This window comes from Umezawaea tangerina (genome assembly GCF_003002815.1).
Lineage (GTDB): Bacteria > Actinomycetota > Actinomycetes > Mycobacteriales > Pseudonocardiaceae > Umezawaea > Umezawaea tangerina.
Map to the genome: position 1 here is coordinate 1 of NZ_PVTF01000016.1, position 12,754 is coordinate 12,754.

Annotated in this window: 1 protein-coding gene; it reads left to right on the plus strand. The window is 73.7% G+C overall.

All coding sequences use genetic code 11. The features are described from left to right. Positions 1 to 12,731 (plus strand): type I polyketide synthase (locus CLV43_RS49805; protein ID WP_146175095.1); only part of this gene is annotated, 12,731 nt, incomplete at its 5' end. Positions 12,732 to 12,754: the final 23 nt, after the last annotated feature.

Genomic DNA, 12,754 nt, shown 5'->3' on the forward strand with positions numbered 1-12,754 from the left:
TCGTGGCTCGTTTCGAGGACCGGAAGTCCAAGCGGCTCGCGGTGTCGCACGCGTTCCACTCGCCGCGGATGGACGGCATGCTCGCCGAGTTCCGCACGGTCGCCGCGGGGCTGTCGTTCCGCGCGCCGATGATCTCCATCGTCTCCACCCTGACCGGCAAGCTGGTCTCCTCCGACGAGATCACCTCGCCGGACTACTGGGTCAAGCACGTCCGCGAGGCCGTCCGGTTCGCCGACGCGGTCAGGTCGCTGGAGTCCGAGGGCGTGTCGACGTTCCTGGAGCTGGGCCCCGACGGCGTGCTCACCGCGATGGGCGCGGACAGCGCCACCAACGCGGCGCTGGTGTCCGCGCTGCGCAAGGACCGGTCCGAGGTGCGCAGCATCGTCTCCGCGCTCGGCCAGGTGCACAGCCGCGGTGTCCGGGTCGACTGGTCGGCCTACTTCGCCGGGTCCGGCGCGCTGCGCGTCGAGCTGCCCACCTACGCCTTCCAGCGCGAGCGCTACTGGCTCGACGGCGCGAAGCTCAAGCAGGACGTCACGTCCGCGGGCCTCGGTGCCGCCGACCACCCGCTGCTCGGCGCCGTCCTCCTCGCACCGCACGGCGAAGCCCTGTTCACCGCGCGCCTGTCGCGGGCCGCGAACGTGTGGCTCACCGACCACGTCGTCGCGGGATCCGTGGTGGTGCCGGGCACCGCGCTCGTCGACCTCGCCATCCGCGCGGGTGACCAGCTCGGCTGCGGACACCTCGACGAGCTGCTGCTCCAGGCCCCGCTCACGCTGCCCGAGCGCGGCGGCGTCATGGTGTGCGTGTCCGTGGCCGAGCCGGACGCCTCCGCGCGCCGGTCGGTCACCATCTACTCCCGCGCCGAGGGCGACGAGGAGTCGCCGTGGACGACGCACGCCACCGGTGTGCTCGCCGACGACGCCGTCACCCCCGGCTTCGACCTCGCCGCCTGGCCGCCCGCCGGTGCCGAACCGGTCGAGCTGGGCGACATCTACGACGACCTGGCCGGTGCCGGCCTGTCCTACGGCCCGGTGTTCCGCGGCCTGAAGGCGGCCTGGCGCTCCGGCGACGACGTGTACGCCGAGGTGGCGCTGCCCGAGTCGGAACACCGCCAGGCCACCAAGTTCGGGGTGCACCCGGCGCTGCTCGACGCCGTCCTGCACGCGCTCGCGCTGGGCTCCGGCAAGGGCGAGGGCGGCTCGCTCCCGTTCTCCTGGAACGGGGTGAGCCTGCACGCGCAGGGCGCCACCGTGCTGCGCGCCAAGATCTCCCCGGTCGGCCAGGGCGACGCCGTGTCCGTCAGCGTCGCCGACGGCGGCGGTGCCCCGGTCGCGCGGATCGACTCGCTGGTGCTGCGCCCCATCGGCGGCCAGCTGGTGAAGGCGGCCACCGGTCAGCCGGACTCGCTGTTCCGGGTCGACTGGACGCCGTTGTCGTTGGAGGACAAGGAAGAGCACCCGAACACCGTCACGCTGGTCGTCCCGGACGGCGACGCCCGCGAGGTGACCGCCCGCGTGCTGGCCGACGTGCAGGCCTTCCTCGCCGACGAGCAGTCCGAGGCGGTGCTGGTCGTGGTGACCAACGGCGCCGTGTCGGTGACGCCCGGCGAGCGTTCCACCAACCTCGCGCACGCCGCCGTGTCCGGTCTGGTCCGGACCGCGCAGTCCGAGCACCTGGACCGGATCGTCCTGGTCGACAGCGACACCCCGGACAGCGTGCCGGGCACCGCCGCCGCCAGTGGCGAGAGCGAGATCGCGTTCCGCGGTGGGAAGGCGTTCGCGCCCAGGCTCACCCGTGCGTTCGCCGGGACGGTTCCGGCGTTCGACGGTGACGGCGCGTGGCGGATGGACTTCACCGAGCAGGGCACGGTCGACAACCTGATCACGATCCCCTGGCCCGACGCCGAACGTGAGTTGGAGCCGCACGAGGTGCGGATCGCGGTGCGGGCGGCCGGGGTGAACTTCCGCGACGTGATGAACGCCCTGGGCATGTACCCCGGTGATGCCGGCCTGATGGGCCTGGAAGCCGCCGGCGTCGTGTTGGGTGTCGGGTCCGCGGTGGTGGGGTTGGCGCCGGGTGACCGGGTGATGGGCATGATGGACGCCGCGTTCGGCCCCGTCGCCGTGGCCGACCACCGCATGGTCTGCCCCATGCCCGCCGGGTGGACCTTCACCGAAGCCGCCGGCGTCCCCCTCGTCTTCCTGACCGCGTTGTACGGGTTGGGTGACCTGGCGGGGTTGTCGGCGGGGGAGTCGGTGCTGATCCACGCCGCCGCGGGCGGGGTGGGCATGGCCGCCACCCAGGTCGCCCGCCACTTGGGTGCCGAGGTCTACGGCACCGCCTCCACCGGCAAGTGGCACGTCCTGCGCGCCGCGGGCATCCCCGAGGACCACATCGCCTCCTCCCGCACCACGGAGTTCGAACAGCAGTTCACCACCGCCACCAACGGGCACGGGGTGGACGTGGTGCTGGATGCGTTGTCCGGCGAGTTCGTCGACGCCTCCCTGCGCCTGGTCGGCCTCGGCCGGGCCGGTCGGTTCGTGGAGATGGGCAAGACGGACGTGCGCGACATCGACGAGGTCGCCACCCAGTACCCCGGTGTCCGCTACCGGGCCTTCGACCTGATCGAGGCCGGCCCGGACCGGATCCGGGAGATGCTCTACCAGCTCCACGACTGGTTCAGCGCCGGACACCTCACACCACTCCCGGTCACCACCTGGGACCTGCACCGCGCCCCCGAGGCCTTCCGCTACCTGGGGCAGGCCAAGCACATCGGCAAGGTCGTCCTCACGATCCCGGCCAAGGTGGAGGGCACGGTCCTGATCACCGGCGGCACCGGCGGCCTCGGCGCCGAACTCGCCCGCCACCTGGTCACCCAGCACGGCATCAAACACCTGGTCCTGACCTCCCGCCGCGGCCTGGACGCCCCCGGCGCCACCGAACTGGTCGAGGAACTGGACGCCCAGGTCGACGTCATTGCGTGTGACGTGTCCGACCGCGACGCACTCGAAGCCGTGCTGGCGACCATCCCGGATTTGCACGGGGTCGTGCACACCGCGGGTGTGCTGGCCGACGGGATCCTGGAGTCGTTGACCCCGGAGCGGATCGATGCGGTGTTCGGGCCGAAGGTGGACGCGGCCTGGTACCTGCACGAGCTGACCCGTGACCGTGATCTGGCGATGTTCGTGCTGTTCTCCTCCTCGGCGGGGTTGTTGGGGTCGCCGGGGCAGGCGAACTACGCGGCGGCCAACACCTACCTCAACGGGTTGGCGGCTCATCGTCGTGCCGCGGGGTTGCCGGGTATCGCGTTGGACTGGGGGTTGTGGGACCAGAGCGCGGGGATGGGCGCGGGGCTGTCCAAGGTGGACCTCGCCCGCATGGCCCGCGCGGGCATCCCGGCGCTCTCGGTCCCCGAGGGCCTGGCGCTGTTCGACGCCTCCCTCGTCCTCGACGCCGCCGTCGCCGTCCCGATCAAGCTCGACCTCGCCGCACTGCGCTCCAGCAAGAACGAGCTGCACCCGTTGATGCGCGGCCTGGTCCGCGTGCAGGTGCGCCGGGCGGCCGCCGGTGCCGCCGCCGAGTCCTCGCAGTGGAGCCAGCGCCTGGCCGCGCTGAGCACCGCCGAGCAGGACGACCTGCTGCTGGACATGGTCCGCGGCCAGGTCGCCGTCGTGCTCGGCTTCTCCTCCGCCCAGCAGGTCCAGCCCGGCCGCGGCCTGGTGGACATGGGTCTGGACTCCCTGTCCGCCGTCGAGCTGCGCAACACCCTCAGCGCCGCCACCGGACTCCGGCTGCCCGCCACCGTCGTCTTCGACTACCCGACCCCGCAAGCGATTGCCGGTCACCTTCGCGTCGAGCTGGCCGACACCGCCGAGAGCCCGGCGACGCAGGTCGTGGCCGCGAGGGTCGGGTCGGACGAGCCGATCGCGATCGTCTCGATGGCCTGCCGCCTCCCCGGCGGCGTCCGCTCCCCCGAAGACCTCTGGGACCTCGTCTCCACCGGCCGCGACGCCATCTCGCCGCTGCCCGTGAACCGCGGCTGGGCGACCAACGGGCTCGGGTTCGACGTGTCGGGCGGCGGTTTCGTCGACACGGCCACGGACTTCGACCGCGACTTCTTCGGCATCAACCCCCGCGAAGCCCTCGCGATGGACCCCCAGCAGCGGCTGCTGCTGGAGACCACCTGGGAGACGTTCGAACGGGCGGGGCTCGACCCGAAGTCCGTGCGCGGCAACCAGGTCGGCGTGTTCATCGGCGGCAGCGCCACCGACTACGGCGACGGCTCGGAGATCCCCGAGGAGCTCGCGGGCCTCATGCTCACCGGCATCACGCCGAGCGTCATGTCCGGCCGCATCGCCTACACGTTCGGCCTCGAAGGCCCCGCCCTCACCGTCGACACCGCCTGCTCGTCCTCACTGGTGGCACTGCACCTCGCCGCCCAGGCCCTGCGCAACGGCGAGTGCGAGAGCGCGCTGGTCGGCGGTGTCATGGTCCTCGCGACCCCGTCGGTGTTCGCGGAGTTCGCCAAGCAGAGCGGGCTGTCGCCCGACGGGCGCTGCAAGGCGTTCTCGGCCGAGGCCGACGGCACCGGCTGGGCGGAGGGCGTTGGCATGCTCCTGGTGGAGCGGCTGTCCGACGCCCAGCGCAACGGCCACGACGTCCTCGCCGTCGTCCGCGGCTCGGCGGTGAACCAGGACGGCGCGTCCAGCACGATGACCGCCCCGAACGGTCCGTCGCAGCAGCGCGTCATCCGCCAGGCGCTGGCCAACTCCGGCCTGTCCGCGGCCGAGGTCGACGTGGTCGAGGCGCACGGCACCGGCACCAAGCTCGGCGACCCCATCGAAGCCCAGGCCGTCCTCGCCACCTACGGCCAGGACCGCGAACACCCCGTCCTCCTCGGCTCCCTCAAGTCCAACATCGGCCACGCCCAGTCCGCCGCAGGCGTCGCGGGCGTGATCAAGATGGTCCAGGCCCTGCGCCACGGCTTCGCGCCGAAGACCCTGCACGTCGAGGACCCGTCGCCGCACATCGACTGGGCCTCCGGGGCCGTCGAGCTGCTGGCCGACACCGTCCCATGGCCCGAGACCGGCCGTCCGCGCCGGGCCGCGGTGTCCGCGTTCGGCATCGGCGGCACCAACGCCCACCTGGTGCTGGAGCAGGCGCCCGAAGGCTCTTCGTCTTCCCGGCCTGTCGTCGAAACGCCCCAAGAGCGCACGCCGGTCCCGCTGGTGCCGGTCCTGGTGTCCGGCAAGACGTCCGACGCGCTGCGCGACCAGGCCGCGAACCTGGCGGCGTTCCTGCACGACGAGACGACCGAGCTGGTCGACGTCGGCTACTCGTCCTCGGCGACCCGCGCCACGTTCGACCACCGCGCCGTCGTGGTGGCCGAGGACTGGAACGACCTGGTCGAGGGCCTGGACGCGCTGGCGCTCGGCCAGTCGCCGACCGGTGGTGTGACCACCGGCGGGCTCGCCTTCCTGTTCACCGGCCAGGGTTCGCAGCGGCTCGGCATGGGCCGCGGGCTGTACGAGGCGTTCCCGGTCTACGCCACCGCGTTCGACGAGGTGTGCGCGCAGTTCGACGTGCCGGTGCGCGAGGCCGTGTTCGGCACCGACGCCGAGGCGCTCGACCAGACCGGCCTGACCCAGCCCGCGCTGTTCGCGGTCGAGGTCGCCCTCTACCGGCTCGCCGAGTCGTTGGGGGTGAGGCCCGACTACCTGGCGGGCCATTCGATCGGCGAGCTGGCCGCCGCGCACGTCGCCGGGGTGCTGTCCCTGGCCGACGCCTGCGCCCTGGTCGGCGCGCGCGGCAGGCTCATGCAGGCCCTGCCCGCCGGCGGGTCGATGGTCGCGGTCCAGGCCACCGAGTCCGAGGTCCGGGCGCACTTGACGGCACGGGTGTCGATCGCCGCGATCAACGGGCCGACGTCCGTGGTCGTCGCCGGTGACGACGAAGCCGTCGACGCCGTCGTGGCCGCGTTCGCCGACCGGCGCACCAAGCGGCTCAGCGTCTCGCACGCGTTCCACTCGCCGCGGATGGACGCCATGCTCAACGACTTCCGCGCGGTCGCCGACCGGTTGGCGTTCCACGAGCCCCGCATCCCCATCGTCTCCACGCTGACCGGCCGGATCGCCGAGGCCGAGGACCTGTCGTCGCCGGACTACTGGGTGCGCCACGTGCGCAACGCGGTCCGGTTCGCCGACGCCGTGCGGACGCTGGAGTCCGAGGGCGTCACCACGTTCCTGGAACTGGGGCCCGACGGTGTGCTCACCGCGATGGGCCAGGACTCCGTCACCGACGCGGTGCTCGTGGCCGGGCAGCGCAAGGACCGCCCGGAGGCAAAGACGTTCCTGCGGGCCCTCGGCCACCTGCACTCCCGCGGTGTCGAGGTCGACTGGGCGGAGTTCTACGAGGGCACCGGCGCGCGACGCGTCGACCTGCCCACCTACTCCTTCCAGCGCGAACGCCTGTGGTTCGAACCGGCCGTCGCGTCCGGGTACGCGCCGGACTCGATCGAGGCCCGCTTCTGGGACGCGGTCGAGCACGAGGACCTGGACTCGCTGGGCGCCGCCCTGTCGGTCGAGGACTCGCAGGCGTTCGACGCCGTGCTGCCGGTGCTGTCCCGCTGGCGCCGCGACCGCCGCAGCGAGTCCACTGTGGAGGGTTGGCGCTACCGGGTCGAGTGGCGGCCCACCGACGTCGGCACCGCCACCGCGCGGGGCCGTTGGCTGGCAGTCGGGTCCGACGACGCCGTCACCGCGCTCACCGACCGCGGTGTCGAGGTCGTCACCGTCGACGCCTCCGCCGACCGCGCCGCGCTGGCCGCGGCGTTGACCGACCTCGGCCGCTTCGACGGCGTGGTCGCCTTCCCGGCGGACGTCACCGAGGCGCTGGTGCTCACGCAGGCCCTCGGCGACGCGGCCGTGGCCGCCCCGCTGTGGCTGGTGACGCGCGACGCCGTGATGACCGGCCGCGCCGACCGCCCGAGCAGCCCGGAGGCCGCCCAGATCTGGGGCTACGGCCGGGTGGTCGCCCTGGAGCTGCCGGAGCGGTGGGGTGGTCTGGTCGACCTCCCCGCGACCCTCGACAGGCGCGCGGGCGACCGGTTCGCCGCCGTGCTGGCGGGCACCGAGGACCAGGTGGCGCTGCGCTCGGCCGGGGTCTTCGGCCGCCGCCTCGCCCACGCCCCCGCGGGCACCGGCTCGTCCTGGACGCCGCGCGGCACGGTGCTCGTCACCGGTGGCACCGGCGCGCTCGGCGGGCACGTCGCCCGCTGGCTCGCCGGGTCCGGCGCCGAGCACGTCGTGCTCACCTCCCGCCGCGGCGCGCAGGCGCCGGGTGCGGCGGAGCTGACCGCTGAGATCGAGGCGCTGGGCGCACGGGTCACGGTCGCCGCGTGCGACGCCGCCGACCGCGACGCCGTCGCCGCACTGGTCGCCGAGCACGCGTTCACGGCCGTCTTCCACGCCGCGGGCACCGACCACACCGAGCCCGTCGACGACCACGACCCCACCGCGTTCACCGGGGTGCTGGCGGGCAAGGTCGACGGCGCCCGGCACCTGGACGAGCTGGTCGGCGAGGTCGACGCGTTCGTCCTGTTCTCCTCCATCGCGGGCATCTGGGGCAGCGGCGGCAAGTCCGCCTACGCCGCCGCCAACGCCCACCTGGACGCGCTCGCCGAGTCCCGCCGGGCCCGCGGCCTGACCGCGCTGGCGGTCTCCTGGGGCCCGTGGGCCGAAGCGGGCATGGCCGTCGAGGGCGACGCCGCCGAGCAGCTGCGCCGCCGGGGCGTGGTCGCGATGGCGACCGCGTCCGCGCTCACCGCGCTGCGCCAGGCGATCCGGCTCGACGACACCGCGGTCACCGTGGCGGACGTGGACTGGGCCCGGTTCGCTCCGGTCTTCACCGCCGCCCGGCCCAGCCCGTTCCTGGCCGACCTGCCCGAGGTGGCGGAGAAGCCCGCCGCGGTCGTCGAGGAGTCCTCGCTGGCCCGCCGGATCGCGGCACTGCCCGAGTCCGAGCAGTCCCACGTGCTGGTGGAGCTGGTCCGCACCCAGGTCGCCGCCGCGCTCGGCCACACCTCCGCCGACGCCGTCCGGCCCGACCGGGCGTTCAAGGAGCTCGGCTTCGACTCGCTGACCGCCGTGGAGCTGCGCAACAGCCTGGTCACCGCGACCGGGCTCGGCCTGCCCGCGACGCTCGTCTTCGACTACCCGAACCCGGCCGCGCTGGCCGAGCACCTGCGCACCGAGCTGGTCGGCAGGCGGCCCGCCGCCCTGACCCCGGTCACCGCTGCGGTGACCGACGACCCGATCGCGATCGTGGCGATGTCCTGCCGCTTCGCGGGTGGCGTCTCCTCGCCGGAGGACCTCTGGCAGCTGCTGCTCGACGGCCGCGACGCGGTCACCGGCTTCCCGACCGACCGCGGCTGGGACCTGGACGGCCTGTACGACCCGGACCCCGACGCGGCGGGCAAGTCCTACGCCCGCGAAGGCGCGTTCCTGCACGAGGCGGGGGAGTTCGACGCGGCGTTCTTCGGGATCTCGCCCCGCGAGGCGTTGGCGATGGACCCGCAGCAGAGGTTGCTGCTGGAGACGTCGTGGGAGGCGTTCGAGCGGGCCGGGATCGACCCGGCGTCCGTGCGCGGCGCCCAGGTCGGCGTCTTCGCCGGTACCAACGGCCAGGACTACGGCACGCAGCTCACCTCGCTGCCCACCGAGCTGGAGGGCTTCTTCGGCACCGGCAACGCGGCCAGCGTGTTCTCCGGCCGCATCTCCTACACGTTCGGGTTGGAAGGCCCGGCCGTCACGGTCGACACCGCGTGCTCGTCGTCGTTGGTGGCCTTGCACCTCGCGGTGCAGGCGCTGCGCAACGGCGAGTGCGACCTGGCACTGGCCGGTGGTGTGACGATCATGTCCTCGCCGGGCGCGTTCATCGACTTCTCCCGCCAGCGCGGCCTGGCCGCCGACGGCCGCTGCAAGGCGTTCGCCTCCGGCGCCGACGGCACCGCGTGGGGCGAGGGGATCGGCATGCTCCTGGTGGAGCGGCTGTCCGACGCCCAGCGCAACGGCCACCAGGTCCTCGCGGTGGTCCGCGGCACGGCCGTGAACCAGGACGGCGCCTCGAACGGCCTGACGGCCCCGAACGGTCCGTCGCAGCAGCGGGTGATCCGCCGGGCACTGGCCCGCGCCGGTGTCGCACCGTCCGAAGTGGACGTCGTCGAGGCGCACGGCACCGGCACCGCGCTGGGCGACCCGATCGAGGCCCAGGCGCTGCTCGCGACCTACGGCCAGGACCGCGAGACCCCGCTGCTGCTGGGATCCGTCAAGTCCAACATCGGGCACACGCAGGCCGCCGCCGGTGTCGCCGCGGTGATCAAGTCGGTCATGGCGATGCGGCACGGGATCGTGCCCAGGACGCTGCACGTGGACGAGCCGTCCGCCCAGGTCGACTGGACCTCCGGCGCGGTCGAGCTGGCCACCGAGACGGTGGACTGGCCCGTCACCGGTCGTGCCCGCCGGGTCGGCGTGTCCTCGTTCGGCATGAGCGGCACCAACGCCCACGCCATCCTCGAGCAGGCTCCCGACGCCGTGAACAGCGGCTCCGGAAGCTCCCCGCTCGCCGAGGGCAGGCGCCACGTGCCGGTGCCGGTGCTGCTGTCGGCGAAGACCCCGGCGGCCCTGCGCGACCAGGCCTCGCGGCTGGCGGGCGTGGACGCGGACCTTTCCGACATCGGCCTCACACTTGCCACCGGGCGCGCGGGCTTCGAGCACCGCGCGGTGGTCATCGCCAACGGTGCCGACGAGCTCGAACGGGGCCTCACCGCGGTCGCCGGTGGTACGGGCGCACCCGAGGTGGTGCGCGGGACGACCGCGACCGGTCGGCTCGCCTTCCTGTTCACCGGCCAGGGTTCGCAGCGGCTCGGCATGGGGCGTGAGCTGTACGAGGCGTTCCCGGTGTTCGCCGACGCGTTCGACGCGGTGTGCGCCCGGTTCGACCTGCCGCTGCGCGACGTCGTGTTCGGCGACGACCCGGCGCCGCTCGACCGGACCGGGTACACCCAGCCCGCGCTGTTCGCGGTCGAGGTGGCGCTGTTCCGGCTGACCGAGTCGTGGGGTGTCAAGCCCGACTACCTGGCGGGGCACTCCATCGGCGAGCTGGCCGCCGCGCACGTCTCCGGCGTGCTGTCGCTGGACGACGCGGCCACCCTGGTCGGCGCACGGGGCCGCCTGATGCAGGCGCTCCCCGCCGGTGGCGAGATGGTCGCCCTGCAGGCCACCGAGGCCGAGGTGCTGGAGCACCTGACCGACCGGGTCTCCATCGCCGCCGTCAACGGGCCGTCGTCGGTCGTCGTGGCCGGGGACGAGGACGCCGTGCGGCAGGTGGTCGATGCGTTCGGCGACCGGAAGTCCAAGCGGCTCAGCGTCTCCCACGCGTTCCACTCGCCGCGCATGGACGCCATGCTCGAGGAGTTCCGCGTGGTGGCCAAGGAGCTGACCTTCTCCGCGCCGCGCATCCCGATCGTCTCCACGCTGACCGGCGAGCTCGCCACCACCGAGGACGTGACCTCGGTCGACTACTGGGTCCGCCACGTCCGCGACACCGTCCGCTTCGCCCACGCCGTGCGCACCCTGGAACTGGCCGGTGTCACGACGTTCCTGGAGCTGGGCCCGGACGCGGTGCTGACCGCGATGGGCGCCGAGAGCGTCACCGACGCCGAGCTGGTGCCCGCGTCGCGCTCGGACAAGCCCGAGGTCGACACCCTCGTCACGGCGCTGGCGAAGCTGCACGTCCGCGGGGTCGGCGTCGACTGGACGCCGTTCTTCGCGGGGTCCGGCGCCCGCCGGGTCGGCCTGCCGACCTACCCGTTCCAGCGCGAGCGCTTCTGGCTCGCCTCCGACGAGAACCCCGGCACCGACGCCCTGCGCTACCGCGTCGAGTGGACGCCCGTCGCGGAAGGCGGCAACACGGCCTCCGGCCTGTGGCTGGTCGTCACCCCGACCGGTGTCGAGGAGTCCGAGCTGGTCGCCGGGCTGTCCCGGCGCGGGCTCGACATCGCCTCGATCGGCGCCTCCGGGGACCGGGCCGCGCTGGCCGAGACCCTGGCCGGGCTCGACGCGGTGGACGGCGTGCTGTCGCTGTCCGACAGCGTCACCGACAACCTGGTGCTGGTGCAGGCGCTCGGCGACGCCGGTGTCGACGCCCCGCTGTGGGCGGCGACCCGCGGCGCGGTGTCGACCGGCTCGGACGACCCGGTGCTCAGCCCGGCGCAGGCCCAGATCTGGGGCCTCGGCGTGGTCGCCGCACTGGAGCACCCCGACCGCTGGGGTGGCCTGGTCGACCTGCCGGAGCACTGGGACGAGACCGTGCTCGACCACCTCGTCGCAGTGCTGGCGGGCGTGGAGGACCAGGTCGCGGTGCGGCCGTCCGGGGTCGTGGCCCGCAGGCTGGTGCACGCACCGGCCGGGCCGTCGACCGGCACGTGGACGCCGCGCGGCACCGTGCTGGTGACCGGTGGCACCGGGGCGCTCGGCGGGCAGGTCGCCCGCTGGCTGGCCGGTGCCGGTGCCGAGCACCTGGTGCTCACCGCCGACCACGACGCCCCCGCCGACCAGGGGCTGCTGGCCGAGCTCGCCGCGCTCGGCGTCCGGACCACCGTCGCGCACTGCGACGTGACCGACCGGGCCCAGGCCGCGGTGCTCGTCGACCAGCACAGCCCCGACGCCGTGGTGCACGCGGTCGAGGTCGCGCAGTCGACCCCGTTGCGCGACAACGACGTCGCCGGGTTCTCCTCGGTGCTCGCCGCCAAGATCATGGGCGCCGCGCACCTGGACGACCTGCTCGGCGACACCCCACTGGACGCCTTCGTGGTGTTCTCCTCCACGGCCGGTGTCTGGGGCAGCGCGAACCAGGCCGCCTACGCGGCGGGCAGCGCCTTCCTCGACGCGCTGGCCGAACAGCGCCGCTCCCGCGGCCGCACCGGGCTCTCGGTGGCCTGGGGACCGTGGGCCGGTGGCGAGCAGGACGACGTGCTGCGCCGCACCGGACTCCCCGCCCTGCGCCCGGAACGGGCGGTCGCCGCGCTGCGGCAGGCCGTGGAGTCCGGCGACACGACGGTCACCGTCGCGGACGTGGACTGGGACCGCTTCTCGGCGATCTTCACCGCTACCAGGCCGAGCCCGCTCATCGCGGACCTGCCCGAGGTGCGTCGGGCCGCGGCGGGCGACGACGGGTCCGGTGTGGACACCAGCGCCGCCCTGCGGACGAAGCTGTTGGCACTGGCCGAGTCCGACCGGGACCGGCTGCTGATCGACCTGGTGCGCGAGCAGGTCGCCTCGGTGCTCGGCCACACCTCGGCCGCCTCGATCGAGGCCGACCGGGCGTTCCGCGAGCTCGGCTTCTCCTCGCTCACGGCGGTGGAGCTGCGCAACAACCTCAACACCACGACCGGCCTCAGGCTGCCCGCCACGCTCGTCTTCGACTACCCGACGCCCCTGCTCCTGGTCGACCTGCTGCGCACCGAGCTCCTCGGTGACACGGCGGAGACCGAGGTGCGCCAGGCGCTCGCGGGTCTGTCGTTGGACCGGCTGCGCGAGGCGGGCCTGCTCGACGCGCTGCTGCGGCTGGTGAACGGCGAGGCCGAACCGGCCGCGGCCGACGGGGAGTCGATCGACGACATGGACGTCGACAACCTCGTCGAGATGGCACTCGACAGCAGCAACTCCTGATCAGCCCCGAAGTGCGGAGCACA